The 19,102-nt window shown below is 74.4% G+C and carries 20 protein-coding genes; 8 read left to right on the top strand and 12 right to left on the bottom strand.

All coding sequences use genetic code 11. The features are described 5' to 3' along the window. Window positions 1-81: 81 nt before the first annotated feature. The 4 genes from ACESM1_RS19580 to ACESM1_RS19565 all read right to left on the bottom strand — a co-directional run bounded on the left by ACESM1_RS19580 (window position 82) and on the right by ACESM1_RS19565 (window position 1,489). Window positions 82-300, bottom strand: a complete 219-nt coding sequence (locus ACESM1_RS19580) for a hypothetical protein (protein ID WP_372622891.1) — start codon at window positions 298-300, stop codon at window positions 82-84. A gap of 99 nt (window positions 301-399) precedes the next feature. Then, entirely contained in the window at window positions 400-762 is a 363-nt protein-coding gene (locus tag ACESM1_RS19575) for a Rieske (2Fe-2S) protein (RefSeq protein ID WP_372622890.1), read from the bottom strand. After that, window positions 759-1,196, bottom strand: coding sequence for an EVE domain-containing protein (locus ACESM1_RS19570; protein WP_372622889.1), 438 nt, complete (start codon window positions 1,194-1,196; stop codon window positions 759-761). Before ACESM1_RS19570 ends, ACESM1_RS19575 begins: the two co-directional genes overlap by 4 nt. A gap of 2 nt (window positions 1,197-1,198) precedes the next feature. Then, window positions 1,199-1,489, bottom strand: coding sequence for a YciI family protein (locus ACESM1_RS19565; protein WP_372622888.1), 291 nt, complete (start codon window positions 1,487-1,489; stop codon window positions 1,199-1,201). A gap of 182 nt (window positions 1,490-1,671) precedes the next feature. Between ACESM1_RS19565 and ACESM1_RS19560 the strand changes: the two genes are divergently transcribed. From ACESM1_RS19560 to ccmI, 7 genes are all read left to right on the top strand, one after another. Continuing rightward, a complete protein-coding gene (locus ACESM1_RS19560) occupies window positions 1,672-2,406 on the top strand; it encodes a heme ABC transporter permease (protein WP_372622955.1) in 735 nt (244 codons plus the stop codon). After that, window positions 2,403-2,549 (top strand): heme exporter protein CcmD, encoded by a 147-nt coding sequence (locus tag ACESM1_RS19555; RefSeq protein WP_372622887.1) that lies wholly within the window; start codon window positions 2,403-2,405, stop codon window positions 2,547-2,549. The genes ACESM1_RS19560 and ACESM1_RS19555 overlap by 4 nt, the downstream gene beginning before the upstream one ends. Then, window positions 2,549-3,076, top strand: coding sequence for a cytochrome c maturation protein CcmE (gene ccmE / locus ACESM1_RS19550; RefSeq protein ID WP_372622954.1), 528 nt, complete (start codon window positions 2,549-2,551; stop codon window positions 3,074-3,076). Before ACESM1_RS19555 ends, ccmE begins: the two co-directional genes overlap by 1 nt. Then, entirely contained in the window at window positions 3,073-5,040 is a 1,968-nt protein-coding gene (locus ACESM1_RS19545; RefSeq protein WP_372622886.1) for a heme lyase CcmF/NrfE family subunit, read from the top strand. Before ccmE ends, ACESM1_RS19545 begins: the two co-directional genes overlap by 4 nt. 76 nt (window positions 5,041-5,116) lie before the next feature. Continuing rightward, the gene (locus ACESM1_RS19540) at window positions 5,117-5,683 is read left to right on the top strand and encodes a DsbE family thiol:disulfide interchange protein (protein WP_372622885.1); all 567 of its coding nucleotides are present in this window, start codon (window positions 5,117-5,119) and stop codon (window positions 5,681-5,683) included. A 134-nt stretch (window positions 5,684-5,817) separates the two neighbouring features. Continuing rightward, a complete protein-coding gene (locus tag ACESM1_RS19535) occupies window positions 5,818-6,282 on the top strand; it encodes a cytochrome c-type biogenesis protein (RefSeq protein WP_372622884.1) in 465 nt (154 codons plus the stop codon). Next, entirely contained in the window at window positions 6,279-7,076 is a 798-nt protein-coding gene (gene ccmI / locus ACESM1_RS19530; protein WP_372622883.1) for a c-type cytochrome biogenesis protein CcmI, read from the top strand. The genes ACESM1_RS19535 and ccmI overlap by 4 nt, the downstream gene beginning before the upstream one ends. Window positions 7,077-7,079: 3 nt before the next feature. Here ccmI and ACESM1_RS19525 read toward each other — a convergent pair whose 3' ends face one another. The 8 genes from ACESM1_RS19525 to ACESM1_RS19490 all read right to left on the bottom strand — a co-directional run bounded on the left by ACESM1_RS19525 (window position 7,080) and on the right by ACESM1_RS19490 (window position 16,211). Next, window positions 7,080-7,892 (bottom strand): alpha/beta fold hydrolase, encoded by an 813-nt coding sequence (locus ACESM1_RS19525; protein WP_372622882.1) that lies wholly within the window; start codon window positions 7,890-7,892, stop codon window positions 7,080-7,082. A 49-nt stretch (window positions 7,893-7,941) separates the two neighbouring features. Beyond that, window positions 7,942-9,132, bottom strand: coding sequence for a glycosyltransferase (locus ACESM1_RS19520; RefSeq protein ID WP_372622881.1), 1,191 nt, complete (start codon window positions 9,130-9,132; stop codon window positions 7,942-7,944). Next, on the bottom strand, window positions 9,129-10,403 hold the full coding sequence (locus ACESM1_RS19515) for a glycosyltransferase family 4 protein (protein WP_372622880.1): 1,275 nt from the start codon (window positions 10,401-10,403) through the stop codon (window positions 9,129-9,131). Before ACESM1_RS19515 ends, ACESM1_RS19520 begins: the two co-directional genes overlap by 4 nt. Further along, window positions 10,390-11,592: a DegT/DnrJ/EryC1/StrS family aminotransferase gene (locus ACESM1_RS19510; RefSeq protein WP_372622879.1), complete on the bottom strand. Its 1,203-nt coding sequence runs from the start codon at window positions 11,590-11,592 to the stop codon at window positions 10,390-10,392. The genes ACESM1_RS19515 and ACESM1_RS19510 overlap by 14 nt, the downstream gene beginning before the upstream one ends. An 85-nt stretch (window positions 11,593-11,677) precedes the next feature. Then, complete coding sequence (locus ACESM1_RS19505) at window positions 11,678-12,280, bottom strand: sugar transferase (RefSeq protein ID WP_372622878.1); 603 nt, start codon at window positions 12,278-12,280, stop codon at window positions 11,678-11,680. After that, the gene (locus tag ACESM1_RS19500; protein WP_372622877.1) at window positions 12,273-13,496 is read right to left on the bottom strand and encodes an O-antigen ligase family protein; all 1,224 of its coding nucleotides are present in this window, start codon (window positions 13,494-13,496) and stop codon (window positions 12,273-12,275) included. Before ACESM1_RS19500 ends, ACESM1_RS19505 begins: the two co-directional genes overlap by 8 nt. Further along, window positions 13,493-14,359: a hypothetical protein gene (locus tag ACESM1_RS19495; protein ID WP_372622876.1), complete on the bottom strand. Its 867-nt coding sequence runs from the start codon at window positions 14,357-14,359 to the stop codon at window positions 13,493-13,495. The genes ACESM1_RS19500 and ACESM1_RS19495 overlap by 4 nt, the downstream gene beginning before the upstream one ends. A 61-nt stretch (window positions 14,360-14,420) precedes the next feature. After that, window positions 14,421-16,211 carry a heparinase II/III family protein gene (locus tag ACESM1_RS19490; RefSeq protein WP_372622875.1) on the bottom strand — a complete coding sequence of 597 codons (1,791 nt, stop codon included), beginning with the start codon at window positions 16,209-16,211 and terminating at the stop codon, window positions 14,421-14,423. An 86-nt stretch (window positions 16,212-16,297) separates the two neighbouring features. Between ACESM1_RS19490 and ACESM1_RS19485 the strand changes: the two genes are divergently transcribed. Beyond that, window positions 16,298-18,934 carry an SLBB domain-containing protein gene (locus ACESM1_RS19485; RefSeq protein WP_372622953.1) on the top strand — a complete coding sequence of 879 codons (2,637 nt, stop codon included), beginning with the start codon at window positions 16,298-16,300 and terminating at the stop codon, window positions 18,932-18,934. Window positions 18,935-19,102: the final 168 nt, after the last annotated feature.

The following is a 19,102-nucleotide window of genomic DNA, read 5'->3' as shown; positions in this document are numbered from 1 at the left end:
CGACATAGCGCCATCCGGGCCGTCTGGGCGACCCCTCACGGCGTTGTGTGCCCGGATCGGCCCGACCGGACCCGCGAGGCGTCAGCTTTCCGGCGCGGGCGGCGTGCTCCAGAGCGCCAGCGCCGGCGGCAGCACGCCGACCACCAGCCAGTGCATCAGCGCCTCCTGGCGGCTCAGCAATTCCGCGTCCCAGGCCAGCATGGCAAGGACCTGCATGGCCAGCAGCCAGGCGATCGAGATGGCCAGGGCGAGGCTCTCGTCAGTGAACGTCGGCAGGAACTTCTTCACAATGCGACCCATCTCGCAGGAGGCGCACCGCGGATCGCGGGCCTTCCGTATACGATACACGACTTCGTGAGCCTGTCCATGTGGCTCCAGGCCCAGGCCGGCGAGTCCCCGCTACAGCCCCGCATCCGCCGGCACGATCACCCGGCCGGCCGCGTCCACCCGCACCGGCACCGCCTCCAGGCTTTCGCCGTAGCAGGGGCCGGAGATGCATTCCCCATCCTCGATCCGGAACCGCGCGCCATGGGCGGAGCAGACGATCGCGGTCTTCTTTGCGTCGAGGAACCGGTCCGGCGCCGGGTCGAGCGGCAGGCCGATATGCGGGCAGGAATTGACATAGACCACCACGCGCTGGCCGCGGCGGATCGCGAACAGGCCGGTGAAGCCGCCCGGCGCCGGCGGGAATCCGCGGCTCTCGCCGTCCGGCAGGTCCGACAGCAGGCAGAGCACGCGCTCGTTCGCCGCCACCTCGCTCACGGCTTGCGGCCACCCATCTGGCAAAGCAGCTTCCAATGCTCCGGGCTGATCGGCATCACCGAAAGCCGGGACTGCCGCACCAGGGCGAGTTCGGCCAGCGCCGGCTCCGCCTTGATGGCGGCGAGCGTCACCGGCTTCGGCAGCGGGCCGACCGCCTTCATGTCCACGCAGACCCACTCCCCCTTCGGGTCGTCCGGGCCGATGGTGGGGTCCGGATAGGCCTCGCGGGCCACCTCGACGACGCCGACGATCTCCTTGCCGATGTTGGAGTGGTAGAAGAAGGCCAGGTCGCCGCACTTCATGGCCTTCAGGTTCGCCTTGGCCATGTGGTTGCGAACGCCGGTCCAGGGCTCGACGCCGTTGGCCACCTGCTGCTCCCAGGAGAAGGCGTCCGGCTCGGACTTCACCAGCCAGTAGGAGCGGCGCGAAGGCATGCTCAGGCCTGCTTGCCGTCCTTGAACACGGTCCGGAAGGGCCGGACCACCACGCTCTCGAACAGGCCGGCCTTGGCATAGGGGTCGCCGGCGGCCAGCGCCTCGGCAGCGGCGCGGTCGGCGGCCTCCACCACCAACAGGCTGCCGCAGGGCTGCCCGGCCGGGTCGAGCAGCGGGCCGACCAGCACCAGCGCCGCCTCATGCGCCTTCAGGTGCTCCAGATGGGCGGGCCGGGTGGCCATGCGCAGCTCCAGCGCACCGGGCTTGTCCGTGCAGGTGATGGCGAACAACATTCGTTCGAAGTCTCCCCGTTGCGCGATCGGCGCGTGCGATTGCGCAACAGGCACGTAACCCGTGCGGGCTCCGGCTTCAATCCGATGCGAACCGGGCCTAGGTTAGGGGCGTGGACGCCAGCACTCCCGCCCCGACCCGGCCAACCGGGCCGCGACCCGCCGCACCCGCCGGGGGGCGGTCGCTGCATCGCTTTGCCAATCCCGGCCGCTTCCTGCGCATGACCGATCCCTGGATGCCCTGGCTCTGGGCCTTGGCGATCGGCGTGACCGGCCTCGGCGCCGCCTGGGCGCTGCTGCTCTCGCCGACGGACTGGCAGCAGGGCGAGACGGTGCGGATCATGTACGTCCACGTCCCGATGGCCTGGCTGGCGATGGGCGGCTACACGGGCCTCGCGATCCTCTCGATCATGTCGCTGATCTGGCGGCACCCGCTGGCCGACCTGACGGCGCGGGAGCTTTCTCCGGTCGGCGCCGCCGCCACCGCGCTCTGCCTGGCGACCGGCAGCCTCTGGGGCAAGCCGATGTGGGGCACCTGGTGGGTGTGGGATGCGCGGCTGACCTCGGTGCTGGTGCTGTTCTTCCTGTGGCTGGGGCACGCCGCGCTGGTGCGCGCCTTCGACGACGCCGAGCGCGGCGCTCGGGCCGGGGCCATCCTGGCCCTTGTCGGCATCGTCAACGTGCCCATCGTGAAGTTCTCGGTGGATTGGTGGAACACGCTGCACCAGCCGGCGAGCGTGACCCGCCTCGACAGCCCCGGGATGCATGTGGACATGCTCTATCCCCTGCTCACCTGCGCGATCGGTTTCTCGCTGCTGTTCGCCGTGGTGGTGCTGGCGCGCACCCGCGCGGCGGTGATGGAGCGGCGCGTGCGCGCGCTGGAGACCGCCCGTGCGCGGCGGCTTGACGCAGCGCAATGACGACGCACTGGCTGCATGTGAGCCTGTCCTGGGCGATCACCGCCCTGGTGTTCGGCGGCCTCGCCTTCGGCGCCTTCCTGCGTCACCGCACGGCAGCGGCGCGGCTGAAGCAACTCGATCCGCGCGGGGAGCGGGACGCATGATGACTCGCAAGAAGCGGCGGATGTGGATCCTGGTGCTCTGCGGCATCGGGCTCGGCAGCGCTACGGCCCTGACGCTCACGGCCTTCCAGGACAATCTGGTGTTCTTCCGCTCGCCCTCGGACATCGTGGCGCAGCAGCCCGGACCCGATCGCGCCTTCCGCCTCGGCGGCCTGGTCGAGGCTGGCAGCGTGGAACGCGAGCCCGCGGTCGCGGGCCAGCGGCCGCTGGTGCATTTCCGCGTCACCGACGGCGCACATACCGTGCGCGTGGCCTACAATGGCGTGCTGCCCGACCTGTTCCGCGAAGGTCAGGGCGTGGTCACCATGGGCCGGCTTGGCCCCGATGGCGTGTTCCGCGCCTCCGAGGTTCTCGCGCGCCACGACGAGACCTACATGCCGCCCGAGGTCGCCGATGCGCTGAAGCGCGCCGGCCACTGGCAGCCCGAACAGGGCGCGGCACCGCCGCCAGCCACCTGGAACACGCTGGATCCCGCACGCGCGGCTCCGCAGGGACGCACCGGCTCATGATCGCCGAACTCGGCCATTTTGCGCTGGCGCTCGCGCTGATCCTCGCGCTGGCGCAGACCGCGCTGCCGCTGCTCGGCGCGGAGCAGCGGGATGCGCGGCTGATGGCCACCGCCTCGCCGCTCGCCGTCGGGCAGGCCTTCGCCATCGCGGCGAGCTTCGCCTGCCTGATGTGGTCCTACGCGATCAACGACACCACCGTGCTGAACGTCGTGCAGAACAGCCACTCGCTGAAGCCGATGCTCTACAAGATCACCGGCACCTGGGGAAACCACGAGGGATCGCTGATCCTCTGGGTGATGATCCTGGCGCTGTGCGGCCTGGCGGTGGCGGCCTTCGGGCGGGAGCTGCCCTCCACGCTGAAGGCGCGCGTGCTCGGCGTGCTCGGGCTGATCTCGGTCGGCTTCCTGCTGTTCATCCTGAAGACGTCCAACCCGTTCGAGCGGATGTGGCCGCCGGCGCCGGACGGCCAGGGGCTGAACCCGATCCTGCAGGATATCGGGCTGGCGATGCATCCGCCGCTACTCTACCTCGGCTATGTCGGCTATGCTGTGACCTTCGCCTTCGCCATCGCGGCACTGATCGAGGGCCGCGTGGACGCCGCCTGGGGCCGCTGGGTGCGACCCTGGTCGCTGGCGGCGTGGAGCTTCCTGACAGCGGGCATCGCGCTCGGCTCCTGGTGGGCGTACTATGAGCTCGGCTGGGGCGGCTACTGGTTCTGGGATCCGGTCGAGAACGCCTCGCTGCTGCCCTGGCTGATCGGCACGGCGCTGCTGCACTCCGCCATCGTGGTGGAGAAGCGCGAGTCGCTGAAGACCTGGACCGTGCTGCTGGCGATCATCGCCTTCGGGATGAGCCTGCTCGGCACCTTCCTGGTGCGCTCGGGCGTGCTGAACTCCGTGCATTCCTTCGCCAACGACCCGGAGCGCGGGCTGTTCATCCTCGGCCTGCTGATGTTCTACATGGGCGGCGCCTTCCTGCTGTTCGCGTGGCGGGCGCAGGCGATGGTGCCGACCGGGATCTTCGCGCCGGTCTCGCGCGAGGGCGCGATCGTGCTGAACAACCTGCTGGTCTGCTCGATCAGCGCGGTGGTGTTCGTCGGCACGCTCTGGCCGATGTTCGCCGATGCGCTGTTCGGCGCGAAGGTTTCGGTGGGCGCGCCCTTCTTCAACATGGCAAGCTTTCCCCTCGTCGTGCCGCTGCTGCTGGCGATGGCCTGCGGGCCGCTGATGCCCTGGAAGCGCGCGCAGCTCTGGCCCGTGGTGCAGCGGCTCTGGTGGGCGGCGCTGATCGCCTTCGCAGTCTTCTTCCTCGCGCTGCTGCTGACCGGAAGCCGCGCGCTGCCGGCGGTGGGCTTCGCCTTCGCGGCCTGGGTGGTGGGCGCCGCGATCACCGACATCGCCGATCGGACGGCACTGTTCCGCACCAAGCTCGCCAATTCCTGGGCGCGCGCGAAGGCCCTGCCGCGCGCCGCCTGGGGGGCTGCGATCGCCCATGCCGGCATCGGCATCGTCGCCGCGGGCATCGCCGGCATGGGGATGGCGCAGGAGAAGCTGGTGGCGATGGCGCCCGGCGATACCACGGAGATGGCCGGCTACACCTGGCGGCTCGATGGCGTGCGCGACACGCCCGGCGCCAACTTCACCGCGCGCCGCGCCACCATCACCGTGCTGCGCGATGGCGAGGTGCTGCACGTGATGGAGCCGTCGCGCCGCTGGTTCCCGGTCGGCCGCCAGAACACCACCGAGGTCTCGATCCGCACCAACCTGCTCTACGACCTCTACGCCGTGATCGGCGAGGAAAGCGGCGGCAAGGCGGTGATCCGCATCCACTACAACCTGCTCGCGCCCTGGCTGTGGATCGGCGCCGCGATCATGGCGCTGGGCGGCGGGCTCTCGCTGGCGGATCGGCGCGTGCGCGTCTCCGCACCGAACCGCAAGGCGGCGGCGCAGGCGGCACCGGCATGAGAGATCTTTTGGTGCCCTCAAGCGCCGGGCGCTCGGCCGGCTGCGCCGCCCGCGTGACGTATTCGAGGCGGGCAGCATGACCCCCCTCGCCCGGCGCGCGCTGCTGTTCACCCCCTTCGCCTTGGCCGCCGCCGGCGGCGTCGCGTTCTACGGCATGCTGCAGGGCATGCGGACCGGCGAGTACAACCCGCGCGGCGTCCCCTCCGCGCTGATCGGCCGCACGCCGCCGGACTTCACGCTGCCGGCGCTGCCGGGCGTGGACACGCCGGCCTTGTCCTCGGCGGATCTGCAGGGGCTGCCCGGCCCGGTGCTGGTGAATTTCTGGGCGAGCTGGTGCGTGCCCTGCATCATCGAGCATCCGCAGCTGATGCGCCTTGCGCGCGAGGGCGTGCCGGTGTTCGGCATCGCCTACAAGGACAAGCCCGAGGACAGCCTGAAATTCCTCCGCGAGCGCGGCAATCCCTATGGCCGCCTGGCGAAGGACGAGCCGGGCCGCGTCGCGATCGACTGGGGCGTCTATGGCGTGCCGGAGACCTACCTGCTGGACCGCCAGGGCATCATCCGCTGGCGCTGGGCGGGCCCGGTCACGCCGGAGGTGCTGGAGCAGGACATCCGGCCGCTCCTGCGGCGGTATGCGTCATGAGGTGCGCTCAGGTGCCGGGCGGCGGCTCCGCCGCCTTGGCTTCGCGCAGGCCACTGGTTCTCCGCGCGGCACTGTCGGTCTGTGCGCGGCGCGCATTCGCGCGCTCGGCCAGCTGCGCTGGCCGCCTCCTCGTATTGCTTCTGCTGCTGGCGCCCCTCCACGCCCTCGCTGTCTCCAACCCCGACGACATGCTGCCCGACCCGGCGCAGGAAGCGCGCGCCCGCGCGCTGGGCCGCGAGATCCGCTGCATGGTCTGCCAGAACCAGTCCATCGAGGACAGCGAGGTCGGCCTCGCGCGCGACCTCAGGCTGATCGTGCGGGAACGCATCACCGCCGGCGACAGCGATTCGCAGATCATGGCCTTCCTGCATGACCGCTACGGCGACTTCGTGCTGTTGAAGCCGCCCTTCGCCTGGTCCACCGCGGTGCTCTGGGCGACGCCCCTCGTCGCCGTCCTGGCGGGCCTGGGGCTGATCGCCTCCATGCGTCGCCGGGCCGCGCAGGCCGCCGCCGCCGGGCCGCCGCCGCTGACCGATGAGGAGCGCCAGCGCCTGGCCGCGCTCGGCCTGCCGCCGGGACAGGACGGGAATCGCGCGTGACCATCTGGCTGCTCGTCGGCGCGCTCGCCCTGGCGGCGATGCTGCCGCTCGCCATCGCGGTGTTCCGCCCCGCCCGCGCGCGCGGGCGCGCCGAGGCCGACCTCGCGCTCTACCGCGCACAGCTCGCGGAGCTGGACCGGGAGCGCGAGGCCGGACGGCTCGACGCCGCCGCGCATGCCGCCGCCACGCTGGAAGTGCAGCGGCGCATCCTCGCCGCCCCGAAGGAGGACGCGGCGCATGCCAGCCGGCGCAGCGGCGCGCTCGTTGCCGCCGCGCTGTTCCTGGTGCCCGCCGCGGCGGTCGGCCTCTACCTCGTGCGCGGCATCCCCGAGATGCCGAGCGCGCCCTACGACCTCCGCCGCCAGCAGGCCGAGGCGGAGGAGCAGTTGCTGGCATCGCTGCGCGAGCGCATCGCGCAGGTGGACCCGAACGGCGAGCCGGCGCGGCAGGGCCTGGTGCTGCTCGGCAATGCCGAGCGCAACCGCGGCCGCGTCGAGCAGGCGGTCGAGGCCTGGACGCGCGCGCTGGCGATCCGCTTCGACCCGCAACTGGCCGGTGACCTCGCGGAGTTGCAGATCGAGCAGCAGAACCACGCCGAGGCCGCCGCGCTGCTGGCCCGTGCGCTGGGCAATGCGCCGGGCGATCCGCGGCTGCGTTTCCTCGCCGGACTCGCGGAGGCGCGCGCCGGCCGCGCGGCGAATGCGCGCAGCGTCTGGCAGGCTCTGCTCGCCGATGCGCCGCGCGATGCGCCCTGGCGCGAGGTGGTGGAGCGGCAGCTGCAGGCGCTGCCCTGACGGCTACGGCACGCCGCGCAGGAAGGCGATGACCCGCGCGTTGAAGGCCTCGGGCTGTTCCCAGCTGATCGCGTGGCCGGCTTCCGGCAGCACGTCCCACTCATGCGATGGCAGATGCGCCGCCCAGCGGCGCATCAGCGCCGGCGGCGCGTAGAGGTCGGCACCGGCGGCCAGCACCAGCACCGGGCAGGCGATGGCGGCGAGCTTGGCGTAGGTGTTCGGGCTGCGCAGCGGCTGCGCCACGGCGCCCGGCTGCATGGCGCGATGCTCGATCTCGAGCCACTGCGCGGTGCCTTCGGGATCGAGGCCGCGGAAGGTGGCGCCGACCTCGCGCAGCAGGGCCGGCACGCGCTGGAAGTCCGGCGTGGCGATCCGCTGGAAGATCGCCTGGATCTCCGGCTCCTGGAACTGGCCGTAGCTGGCGCCGACCACCAGGCTGCGCACGCGCTCCGGCCGCCAGCACGCGTAGTCCAGCGCGGCGAAGCCGCCGCCGGCAACGCCGAGCAGGTGGAAGCGCCCGAGGCCGAGATGGTCGGCCAGCGCATCGAGGTCGCCGGCGATGCTGCCCGGCTGCGCGCCGGTTTCCGGCACGGCGAGGCTGCGGCCCCAGCCGCGGCGGTCGAAGGCGATGGCGCGGAAGCCGGCCGCCGCCAGCGCCGGCACCTGCTTCTGCCAGACCTCGCTGTTGCCGGTGTTGGGGTGCAGCAGGACGATCGGCGCGCCCTCGCCGCCGCTGTCGGTGAACCACAGCCGCACGCCGGGCAGGTCGGCATGGCATCCGTTGGGCGCATCCTGCCCGGCGGTTCCGCCCGTCATCGGCCGGCCTCCCTTCCTGCGTTCGGCTGATCCGGGGCAGTAGGACGGACTATCGGCGCAAGGCAACTCCGAGGAGTCGCTCGGAGCCATCAGCGACTGCCCCCTGCTGCTGCGCCGACATGGATGCGGCCGGCAACAGCCTGCGATAGAGCGCGACCAGCCGCGCGGCCTCGCCCTCCCAGCCGAAGCACGTCAGCGCAGCGGCGCGTCCCCGCGCGCCCATCGTCGCCCGCAACGCCGGGTCGGACAGAAGCTGCAGGCCGGCGGCGACGCGCGACGGATCGGCGGTGTCGAGCGCCAGGCCGCAGCCGGCTTCGGCCACCACCCGCGCGACCTGCTCGGCGAATTCCGGCACGATCACCGGCAGGCCGAGCACCATCGCGTCGAACAGCTTGTGCGGCAGCGCCAGGCGGTGGTTTTCGACGCCGGGCTGGAACAGCACCAGCGCGACATCGCAGCCCGCCGCGCATTCCAGCGCCTGCCGGTGCGGCAGCCAGCCATGCTTCTCGATCCGCCCCGCGACACCGAGCGACCGGGCGCAGTCCTCGAACGCGCCTTCGCTGCCATCGGTGAATCGGCCGACCAGCACCAGCCGCGTCTCCGGCGGCAGCAATGCCAGCGCGTCAAGCATGGTGAAGGCACCGCGCGATTCACCAAGCGCGCCGAGGTGCAGCAGGCGCAGCGGCCCCGCTCCGTGCGTACGTGGCGCGATGCCGGGATCGGCGCCGTAGTTGCGCACCTCGGTGCAGTGTGCGGCGCCGCCGAAATCCTGCGCCAGCCCGTCCTTGGCCAGCACCACCGCATCGGCGCGCGCGGCGAGCAGCCGGCAGAGCGCGGCCAGCGCCGCACGGCCCAGCGGCCGCAACGCGCGCGGCAGGCGCGGATCGAGCCGCGATGGGTAATGCTCGTGCACGTCGAGCACCACGCGCGCGCCGCAGCGCCGGGCGGCGAGCAGCGCGGCGAGCCAGCTGTCCGGCTCATGCGCGTGGATCACCGCCGGCCGAAGCGCCGCGGCTTCGCGCGCCAGCGCCGGGATGCCGAACAGGCGCCCGCGCCAGCCGCGCCCGCGCCGTGCATGGCCATGCAGCGCGACGCCGTGCAGCGTGGAACACGCCGGCTCGCCCGGCGCCAGGTGCCCGACATAGAAGCCGGCGGCGGCAAGCGCCGCGCCCTCCTTCGCGACGATCCGCACATCCTCCGGCGGATGCGCGGCCGAGAGCATCAGGACCAGCCCGCTCATCGCACCGCTACCCGCTCGGCCAGTGCGACCAGCCCGGCGGCGATGCGCCGCTGGTCGAAGCGCGCTTCCGCCAGGCGCCGACCGGCCGCGCCCATCGCCGCGCGCAGCGCGGGATCGGCGGCGAGGCGGCGCAGCGCGGCGGCGAGCGCAGGCGCGTCGCCCGGCGGCACTGCAACGCCGCAGCGTTCCTCGCGCAGCAGGCGGGCCGCACGGCCGGGCACGTTGGTGACCATCGGCCGCCCGGCGGCGAGGCCCTCCACCAGCTTGTTGGGCGCCGACCACTCGGCGAATTCCGGCACCGGCGCCAGGCAGTGCAGGCCGATCTCCGCCCCCGCCATCAGCGCGGCCAGGCGCGGCTTGGGCAGCGGGTCGAGGAAGCTGACCGGCAGCGCCTCGGCGGCGGCGCGCGCCATCAGCGCCGGCTTGCGCGCGCCCTCGCCGACCAGCAGCAGGCGGATCTTCGCGCCGCGCAGCAGCGCCGCGGCGTCGAGCAGCGCCTCAAGGCCGTTCGCCGCGCCGTGCGTGCCGGCATAGACCGCCAGCACCTCATCCATGCCGGCGGGCCGCCAGGGCGCCACATGCGGGCCGAACAGGTCGAGATCCGCCCCCTGCGGCAGCACCGCCACATCCCGGGGATCGGCGCCGCGCGCCACCGCGACCTCCGCCATGCCCTCGGTGAGCGCGACGACATGCGCGGCCTCGCGGCAGGCGGCATCGGCCAGGCGCCCCATCGCCGCCAGAACCGGGCGCGGCACGCCACCCTGGCGGGACGACAGCGCGGCCGGCAGTTCAGGCCAGGGATCGCGCATCTCGAAGATGAAGGGGATGCCGCGCATCCGCTTCGCCGCCAGCGCGGGCAGCGCCACCGTCAGGGGCGTGGAGGACGCGATCACCAGGTCCCAGCGCTCGCGCAGCGCCGCGGCGGTGCCGCGCGCGGCGTAGCGCAGGAAGGCGGCGCTGCGGGCAGCCAGCCCCTGGGCATTGCCGCAGCCGATGTCGAATTCGCGCAGCGTGAAGCCGTCCATCGCGCCGCTGCGCAGGCCGTGGCGAAACGGCGCGTCGAGCCCGGTCACCGCGCCCTGGTAGCGGCCGCAGGCCAGCGTCACCGCGTGCCCCGCCGCCGCCAGCGCCGCCGCCTGGTGGAAGGAGCGCGTCGCCGTGCTGCCCTCGGGGCGGGAGAAGTGCTGGTGCAGGTAGAGGATGCGAAGGCCGCGACGCGAGGTCGCGGACGATGCGCCCGGCGCCGCGCGGAACCCGTCAGCGCCGGGCACAGCCCCGCACCACGTCGATCACCCGCGCCTGGTCCGCCGCGCTCATCCCGCTGCCGGAAGGCAGGCAGAGCCCCTGCTCGAACAGCCGCGCCGCCGCCTCGCCGCCGGCGCAGGGCGCATCGCGGAAGGCGGGTTGCAGGTGCAGCGGCTTCCAGGCCGGGCGGCTCTCCACCTCCGCCGCCTCCAGCGCGCGGCGCACCGCCTCGCGGTCGGCGCCGAACACCGCGGGTTCGAACAGCGCTACCGTCAGCCAGCGATTGGCGCGACCCCAGCCCGGCTCGGCGATGAAGGACAGGCCCGGCAGGTCGCCCAGCGCGGCGACATAGGCCGCATGGATCTCCCGCCGCCGCGCCACCCGCGCCGCCAGCGTCGGCAGCTGCGCCAGCCCGACGGCGGCGAGCACGGAGGAGAGCCCGTAGGCATAGCCGGTGGTCTCGTGCTGGTAATGCGCCGCCGGCTCGCGTGCCTGCCCGGCGAGCGCGCGGGCGCGGGCCAGCAGCGCCGGATCGTCGCCGGCCAGCGCGCCGCCGCCGCCGGTGGTGACGATCTTGTTGCCGTTGAAGGAGAAGGCCGCCAGCCGCGCGCCCCGCCCGGCATGCTGTCCGCTGCGGCCTAGGGCGCCCATCGCTGCCGCGCTGTCGCACAGCACCGGCACGCCCCAGCGGTCGCAGGCGGCGACGATGGCGTCGAGGTCGCAGCACTGGCCGTACAGGTCCACCGGCACCACCACCCGCGGCAGCCTGCCGCGCCGCGCCGCGCGCGCCAGCTCTTCCGCCAGCAGGCCGGGATCGAGGGTGAAGCCCGGCCCGTTGGCGTCGAGGAAGCGTGGCACCGCGCCCATCTGCACCGCCGGCGCCACCGTCGCCACGAAGGTTGCGCTCGGCACCCACACCTCGTCGCCCGGCTCGACACCGAGCACGCGGTAGCCGAGATGCAGCGCAGCCGTGCCGGAGGCGGTGGCGAGCGCGGCGGGGAAGCCGGTGGCCTCCGCCAGCGCTTCCTCGAAGGCGGCAGGGGCCGGGCCGGCGGGGGCGAGCCAGCCCGACTCCAGCGTGGCGCGCAGGCTGTCCAGTTCCAGGCCGCTCAGGGCTGGCGGCGAGAGGTGCAGTCGCCCCACGGTGCGCGCCGGGAAGGGCAGCACGGCTCCCAGGCGGGACGGCTGCGGCGGTTCGACGATGTGAACCGACAAGGCGATACACCTTCGATGATGTATCGCCAATTTGGTTTAATTTTTAAGGAACAATCAAGCCCTGGATGTGAAATTGAATCGCAACTCAACCGTCCCGGTCGCCTGATCCGGTGAATGGCGGCATGGTTGCATGGCCCGGCGCATGCACCCCGCGCCCCACAAGCCAGACGCCGAGGCTCGCGCCGAGCAGCCGCAGGTCCGCGCGCAGGCTCGGCGGCGCCTCGGCATAGGCAGCGCCGAGCTCCAGCCGCTCCGCCCAGGGCACCGCGTTGCGCCCGGCGGCAATCCCCGGCCCGGCCAGGCCCGGGCGCACCCGCAGCATCAGCGCTTGGCGCGGCGAGTAGTGGCGGAGATAGTCGAGCGGCAGCGGCCGCGGCCCGACCAGGCTCATCTCGCCGCGCAGCACGTTCACCAGCTGCGGCAGCTCGTCGAGGCAGCTGCCCCGGAGCAGGCGGCCGAAGCCATCCAGCCGCTCCGCATCGCTGCCCGGCCCGTCGCGCATCGAGCGGAACTTCAGGATCCGGAAGGGCCGCCCGCCACGCCCGGCGCGCAGCTGGATGAACAGCACCGGCCTGCCGAGCCGGATCCGCACCAGCGCCGCGACCAGCGCGAAGAGCGGCGCCAGCAGGGCCAGCAGCAGCGCCGCCGCCGCGATGTCGAGCGCGCGCTTGCCCCAGGCCTCATACATGGCGCGCCACCAGCGGCCGGTGCGCCGCGACGCCCAGGCTGAGCGCCAGGCCCAGCGCGAACCAGGCCATCCGGTTGCCGAGATCGGTCGAGACCATCACCGTCATCGCCACCGGCAGCACCATCGCCGCGATGCGCGCCGCCCGGCCGGGTTCAGCGGCGCGCAACAGCCGGATCGCCGCCACCATCCCGCCGCCGAAGGCCGCGAGCCACAGCAGCAGCCCGGGCAGCCCGGCCTCGGCCAAGGCCTCCAGCGCGTGGTTGTGCGGGTAGAGGCCGCGCCGCTCCCCATGCCCGGCGGCGATGGTGAAGCCGCCGGTGCCGAGGCCGAGCGGCGCCGCCTGCCCTGCCCAGTCCAGCGCGGCCGACCACAGGCCGAGCCGCGCCTCCAGCCCGCCGGCCTCCGCCGTCAGCCGCTCCAGCGTGCGCAGCCCCGCGGCGCGTCCGGGATCGAGCAGCAGCAGCACTGCAAAGACGAGCCCGGCGCCCAGCGCCGCCGCCAGCCAGCCCGCCGCCGCGGCGCGCCGCCCAGCCAGCCAGAGGCGCAACGCCGGCGCCAGTGCCACGCCGAGGCCGAGTGCGAGCAGCGCCGTCCGCCCGCCCGGCACCAGGGCGGCCGCGGCGAGCCCGCCGACCAGCAGCAGCCAGGCCAGCGCCGCGACCGGCCGCGTCGCCTCCGCCGCGCGCACCGCGGCGAGCCCGGCAGCGATCGCCATCGCCAGGCCGGCGAGCTGGTGGTGCAGCTTGGCCTGCTCGGTCTCCATCGCCGCCTGCAGGGCCCATCCGCCGGCCGTGCTCCAGCCGACCATCGCCGCCAGCGCCAGCCCGACCAGCATGGACATGCCGCAGAGTGCGCGGCGCGCCGCCGGCTCGGCGCCGATGAGCAGCCCGGCGGCGAGCATCACCGGTGCGGCCAGCACCACCTCCGGCAGCTTGGCCGCCGCCACCATGCGGGAGGGTGTCCAGGCGCCCGCCACCACCAGCCAGAGCGGCAGCAGCGCCGCAGCGGCCAGCGGCAGGGCAAGGCTCGGATCCAGCTCCCACCGCCGCGTCGCGGCCAGCAGCGCGAGCAGCGGCAGCAGCAGGCCGAATGCGGCCAGCGTCAGGTCGAAGGGCAGCACGGCGAAAGGCGATGCGGTCTTCAGCGCGCCGGCCAGGTGCAGCAGCGCCGCCGCGAGGCCGGCGAGCAGCGCAAGCGGGGCGCGCGTCGCGGTCATTCGGCCGGTTCGGGCATGGCGCGCAACGGCAGGCGCCGCCGCGTCGGACCGGCCAGCACGCCCGCGCCCACCAGCGCAACCGCGGCCATCGGGGCGGCGACCAGCAGCAGCAGCAGCAGCAGCGGCCGGTTCGGCAGCGAGGGGCGGATGCCGACGCTCGGCGCCGAAACCAGCCGCGCCGCGACAGCCTCGTCCGCCGCCGCCACCACGCCGGCGCGCTGGCTCTGCGCCAGCAATTCGTAGAGCGACTGGCGGATGTAGAGGTCGCTCTCGCGGTTCAGCCGCGCCTCCAGCGCCGCGACGCGGCGGCGCGCCAGCTGCTCGAGGTCCGCCCGCACCTTCGACTCGGCGAAGCCGTGCAGCCGGCGCAGCAGATCGAGCGCCGCCTCGCGGTCGGGATGTGCCAGCGCCAGCGTCCAGGTGACGCCGCCGAGCGTCTGCGTCACAGAGAGCCGCCGCTCGAGCCAGGCGCGGAGGTCGTCGAGGTCGGCCTCGCTGCGCAGGCCGAGCCAGGCGCGGATGGCGGCGCCGGGCCGCGCGGCGCGCTGCCCGGTCAGGCGCTGCAGGATGTCGGTCTCGGCCGCCAGCATCGCCGCCGCCTCGGCCGAGCGCAGCGCACCGAGATAGACCGCGAAATTGCCGGTGGGCCGCTGGTCGAGCAGCCCACCGATCGTCGGCGCCGGGGAGAGCAGGGTGGAGGTGGCGATGCCGGTGGTCTCGGCCGGCGCCACCACCGCCTCGGCGACGAAGCTGCGCGGCCAGGCGAGCACCACGGCGGCGCCGGCGGCGAACAGCAGCAGCGCCGCCAGCGCGACGCGCACGCGCCGGGCCCAGACCCCGGCGAGCAGATCCTCGAGCCTCATGCGGACAATTCCCCCGCGCAGGATTGGCGAAATGGGAGACTCGGCGCAGGCCGGGATGCCGTCATGGCAGCCGGATCCGCGTGGTCACGTGCGAGACCAGGGCCTCCGCTTCGACCAGCAGCAGCGCCGCCGGCTGGATCTCGCCATAGGCCGGGCTCTCCCAGCCTTGCGCGAGCCGGATGCGCAGCGGCGCGTCGGCCTGCACCGTGATGGCGGCAGCCGGCCCGATGGCGCCGCCTTCCGCAAGCCGCCAGGGGCCCGGGCAAAGCCGCCAATGCCAGGCAACGCGACGGAACGGCCCGGCGATCCGGTCCTCGACCGTCCAGCACCGCCCGGCGACGCGCACCTCCCGCGCCGCGGCATTGCCGTTGGCGTCGCGCAGCGCGGCACCGTCGGGCAGCGGCGCGACTCGCGGCCAGCGGGCGAGCAGGAAGCGGCCGGCGCGCGGCATCGGCTCCTGGCCGTCGAACACCGGCCCGTCATGCCCGGCCGCGCCGCCCAGGGCCGGCCACCACCACGCCGATGGCGGGTCGTAGCTGCCGGTGCCGCCGTCGCGGATCACCCAGGTCGCGCCATCGCGCAGCGAGAAGTGCAGCAGGTCGCATTGCCCCGGCCGGAAGCGCAGCGGCCCGGTGCGCAGCACCGCGGCCGCGCCGGCCTCCGCCCAACCCATGCTGCCCGCGGCCTGCCACCGAGGCGGTCGCTCCAGCTTTCGCGCAGGACGCATCAGGGCGAGCCAGGCGCAACCGGCATCTTCCGGCGCGTCGGCGCCGCATCCGGCGAAGAGGCGGGCGGCGCGCTCCACGCTGGCGCGCGAATCGGCCCGGCCGGCGAGCGAAAGGTCGGCCAGCGCCGCGCCATCCTCGAGCCCGAGGCGCGGCGTGGAGCCGGTGGCGGGCTCCACCAGGCGATGCAGCCAGGCCGTGAGCGCGGCGGCGCGCTCGGCGAGCGGCGCGGGGAAGGCTGGCGCGCCATGCCGCCGGCGCAGCCATTCCACGACCGAGAGCGTGTCCAGCAGCGCCCGCGCGTAACCCGGAGAAACCTGCGCGAAGCCGCCATCCGGCGCGACCAGGCGTGCCAACCGCGCCGCCAGCGCCGCCGCCGGCCGGCCAGGGTCGCCGCCGAGCAGCAGGGCGCAGGCATAGGCGCCGGCGGCCTCCGACAGCGGGTGGTTGTTGTCCTGCGCGAGCGCATAGAGCGGCGTCGCGGCGATGCGCCGGGCGCAGAGCCCGAGCAGGGCGCGCGCGCCCTCCGGCGAATCGCGGTCGGCGTCGAGCAGCGCCAGCGCCAGGGCGAGGTGCAGCGCGCGGAACGCCGCCTCCTGCCCGCAGGCCCAGGCGACGCCGCGAAAGGGCGGGTTCGACAGGCACCAGAGCGCGACCAGCGCCTCGGCCCGCGCCAGATGCCCCCCGCCGGGATCGAGTCGCGCCGCCTGCGCCAGCAGCGGCAGCGCGGCCAGGCGATTCGCCTCCCAGACCGGGCGGGCGCCGCCGCGCTGGTGCAGCGTGATGGCGAGCGCATGCGCCGCCGGATCGAAGCCGCCATGCCAATCCGGCAGCGCCGGCAGGGCGGCGGCCGCGTCCAGCACCGCGCCGTGCGTGCCGGGCGGCAGTTCCGGGGCGGGCGGGGCCTTTGCCGGCAGGAAACGGCCGGAGGGGACCGGCTGCGCGGCCAGCCGCATCCGCGCCAGCCCGCAGCGGCGCAGCACCTGGTCGGCAAGGCGCAGCGCCACCGGCCGAGGGCCGAGCCGCCACGCCGCATCGAGCAGCAGCAGCCTGCCGCCGGCTGCATGCCGGGGGGCACCCGCAACCTGGCCGTCAATCCGGGTGAGAAAGGTGGCTTGGTCGGACATGAATCGTCCGCGTATGCTACAGGAAGTCGTCAAGCTGTCGGTGTAAATTCGTGTTCCGGTTGAGATTGACGTGCCTCCCCGTGGCCATGGCGCTGGCGCTGCTGCCGGGATGGAAGCCGGTTGTGGCGCAGCCGGCGGGCTCGCCTGCCTCGGGCGCGCCTGCTCTGCTGCCGCCGTCGCTGCCCTCCACGCTGCCGGGCGGGCTGCCGCTGCCGCAATTGCCGGGCGGCGCGCAGCAGGAGATCCTGCAACGCATCCTCGACGCCGCCGGCGGCCGGGCACCGCCGCTGCCGCCCGGGCCGCTGCCCGGCCCGGCAGCGCCCATGCCCGCAGCCCCCCCGCACGCGACACTGCAGGCGGCGCCGATGGATCCGCCCTCCCACACCGAGGCGTTCTTCGCCGAGCGCCTCGGCCTGGCGCTGCGCCAGTTCGGCTATGACAGCTTCCGCGCCGGCCCCTCGCCCTCGCCCGTCGTGGGCGCGCTGCCGGACGACTACACGATCGGCCGCGATGACGAGCTGGTACTGGCGCTGCGCGGCCGTACCCGTGCGACGCTGACGCTCCGCGTGCTGCGCGACGGCACCGTGCTGCCGCCCGACCTGCCCCCCGTCCCAGCCGCCGGCCGCACCCTGCGCGAGCTGCGCGCCGAGCTCGAAGCCCGGGTCGCGCGCGACCTGCCGGGGACCGAGCTCTACCTCTCCATCGGCCAGGTGCGGCAGATCGCGGTCTTCGTCGGCGGCGAGGTGCAGCGGCCGGGGATGCAGGCGCTGACCGCGCTTTCCACCGTGCTCGACGCCCTGCAGCAGGCGGGCGGCGTGCGCAAGACCGGCTCGCTGCGCGCCATCCGGGTGGACGGGCCGCACGGCAGCCGGGTGCTCGACCTCTACACCGTCATCGCCGGCGAGCCGGGCGAGGCGAATCTCCGCCTGCGGGAGGGCGAGCGCATCCTGGTGCCCGCGCTCGGCGGGGTGGTGGCGGTGGCCGGCGAGGTGACGCGGCCGGCGATCTACGAATTGCCCGCCGGCGCGCGCGGGGTGTCGCTCGATACCCTCCTGCGCCTGGCGGGCGAGCCGCTGCGCCCGGCCGGCAACCGCTTCCTGGTGCAGGGCACCGATTCCGCCGGCCGCCGCTCCTTCACCGAACTGCGGCCCGCCGACCAGGTCCGGCGCGGCGATTCGGTTCTGGTGCAGCCGGGCGCCGATGTGGTGGCGAACCAGCTCAGGCTGGCCGGCCACGTCACCGCGCCGGTCACGCGCGCGGCGGGGCGTGGCGGCACCTCGCTGCGCGGGCTGCTCTCCGACCCACGGCTGCTGCGGCCCGATCCCTATGCGCGGATGGGGGTGATCCTGCGCCTCGACCAGGCGACGCGGGTGCGGGCCTTCGTGCCCTTCGACCTGGCGGTGGTGATGGGGCGCGGCGCCAACCCGGCCCTGCAGGAGGGCGACGAGGTGGTGGTGCTCGGCAACGCCGACATCGCCTTCCTCGCCAGCCCGCCGGTGCAGCGCGCGCTGCGCGGCGAGGCGCCGGCCGATGCGGCCTGCCCCGCGCTGACCCAGCTGGCGATCTCCGCCCGCTCGGCGCCGGCGCGCTTCGCCCATGCGCGCGGCGCCGGCTTCCCCGATATCGGCGCGCCGGCCTGCCCACAGGTGTTCCAGGACTACCCGCCGCTGCTCGCCTGGCTGCTGGACACCGCCGTGCTGCTGACCGGCGAGGTGAAGCAGCCCGGCCTGTTCCCGATCCAGGACGACACCGGGCTCGACCAGCTGCTCGCGGCGGCGGGCGGCGTGACGGATGGCGCCGACCTCACCGCCGTGGAGCTGGCGCGCGAGCCGACGGAGCAGGCCGGCGCGATCCCGCTGAGCCGCACGCTCCTCGACCTGCGCAGCCGCAACTTCCGCGCCGTGCGCCTTTCGCCCCGCGACGTGGTGCGGGTGCCGCGCGGCTTCTCCGACCGCGAGACCGGGCCGGTGACACTGGCCGGCGAGGCGGTGCGGCCCGGTGTCTATGACATCCGCCGCGGCGAGCGGCTTTCGGAACTGCTGGCACGCGCCGGCGGCCTCACGCCCCAGGCCTACGCCTACGGCGCCGTCTTCACGCGCGAGAGCGTGCGCCTCCGCCAGCAGGACGGCTTCCAGCGCACCGCGCGCGACCTGGAGACCTCGCTGATCCAGGTGGCGGCGGGCCAGGCGAATGCCGGCGGGCTGGGGCGGGCGCCCGACCTCGGCGGGCTGGTCACCGCCGGCCAGGCACTGGCCGCCTCGCTGCGCCAGGCGCAGGCGGCGGGGCGGATGGTGGTGGAGGCCAACCCGGTGGTGCTCGCCGCGCGGCCGGAGCTCGACGTGCTGCTGGAGCCAGGCGACCTGATCGTCATCCCCAAGCGGCCGAACGAGGTGACGGTGGTGGGCGCGGTGCTGAACGCCGGCAGCCTGCAGTTCCAATCCGGCTGGCGCGCCAGCGACTACGTCCGCGCCGCCGGCGGCACGCAACGCTTCGCCGACCCCGGGCGCACCTTTGTGGTGCTGCCGAACGGCCAGTCCGCCCCGGCCGGTATCTCCGGCTGGCAGGCCGGCGGCCCGCCCGTGCCACCGGGCAGCCTCGTCGTCGTCCCGCAGGACCCCTCTCCCTTCGAGACGCGCGGCCTGATCCGCGACCTGACGGCCATCCTGAGCCAGGTGACGATCTCCTCCGCGGCGCTGGCGGTGATCTCGCGGGAGCTGCGTTGAGGGTGGCGTGCTGCTTGGGGGGGGGGGGGGGGCCCCCCCCCCCCCCGGGGGGGGGGGGGGGGGCCCCCCCTGAGGAGCGGGGGCTTGGCGCCGGCCTCGGTACGACGCGCGCGGTCGTCGGCGCGGACTTACTTCGGGTTCCTGTTGGCCGAGGGGGTCATCGACACC

It is taken from the genome of Falsiroseomonas sp. (assembly GCF_041690465.1).
In the GTDB taxonomy this organism is placed as follows: domain Bacteria; phylum Pseudomonadota; class Alphaproteobacteria; order Acetobacterales; family Acetobacteraceae; genus Falsiroseomonas.
Note: the sequence above shows the minus strand (reverse complement) of the source record. Positions and strands in the feature narration are given on the sequence as shown.

Excerpts from the sequence above, each read along its gene's own strand:
- ACESM1_RS19570 (WP_372622889.1), bottom strand. The coding sequence starts at position 1,196 with ATGCCTTCGCGCCGCTCCTACTGGCTGGTGAAGTCCGAGCCGGACGCC.
- ACESM1_RS19520 (WP_372622881.1), bottom strand. The coding sequence starts at position 9,132 with ATGAGCGGGCTGGTCCTGATGCTCTCGGCCGCGCATCCGCCGGAGGAT.
- ACESM1_RS19495 (WP_372622876.1), bottom strand. The coding sequence starts at position 14,359 with ATGAGGCTCGAGGATCTGCTCGCCGGGGTCTGGGCCCGGCGCGTGCGC.
- ACESM1_RS19545 (WP_372622886.1), top strand. The coding sequence starts at position 3,073 with ATGATCGCCGAACTCGGCCATTTTGCGCTGGCGCTCGCGCTGATCCTC.
- ACESM1_RS19555 (WP_372622887.1), top strand. The coding sequence starts at position 2,403 with ATGACGACGCACTGGCTGCATGTGAGCCTGTCCTGGGCGATCACCGCC.
- ACESM1_RS19580 (WP_372622891.1), bottom strand. The coding sequence starts at position 300 with ATGGGTCGCATTGTGAAGAAGTTCCTGCCGACGTTCACTGACGAGAGC.
- ACESM1_RS19485 (WP_372622953.1), top strand. The coding sequence starts at position 16,298 with ATGGCGCTGGCGCTGCTGCCGGGATGGAAGCCGGTTGTGGCGCAGCCG.
- ACESM1_RS19505 (WP_372622878.1), bottom strand. The coding sequence starts at position 12,280 with ATGTATGAGGCCTGGGGCAAGCGCGCGCTCGACATCGCGGCGGCGGCG.
- ccmE (WP_372622954.1), top strand. The coding sequence starts at position 2,549 with ATGACTCGCAAGAAGCGGCGGATGTGGATCCTGGTGCTCTGCGGCATC.
- ACESM1_RS19540 (WP_372622885.1), top strand. The coding sequence starts at position 5,117 with ATGACCCCCCTCGCCCGGCGCGCGCTGCTGTTCACCCCCTTCGCCTTG.
- ACESM1_RS19490 (WP_372622875.1), bottom strand. The coding sequence starts at position 16,211 with ATGTCCGACCAAGCCACCTTTCTCACCCGGATTGACGGCCAGGTTGCG.
- ACESM1_RS19565 (WP_372622888.1), bottom strand. The coding sequence starts at position 1,489 with ATGTTGTTCGCCATCACCTGCACGGACAAGCCCGGTGCGCTGGAGCTG.
- ACESM1_RS19500 (WP_372622877.1), bottom strand. The coding sequence starts at position 13,496 with ATGACCGCGACGCGCGCCCCGCTTGCGCTGCTCGCCGGCCTCGCGGCG.
- ACESM1_RS19525 (WP_372622882.1), bottom strand. The coding sequence starts at position 7,892 with ATGACGGGCGGAACCGCCGGGCAGGATGCGCCCAACGGATGCCATGCC.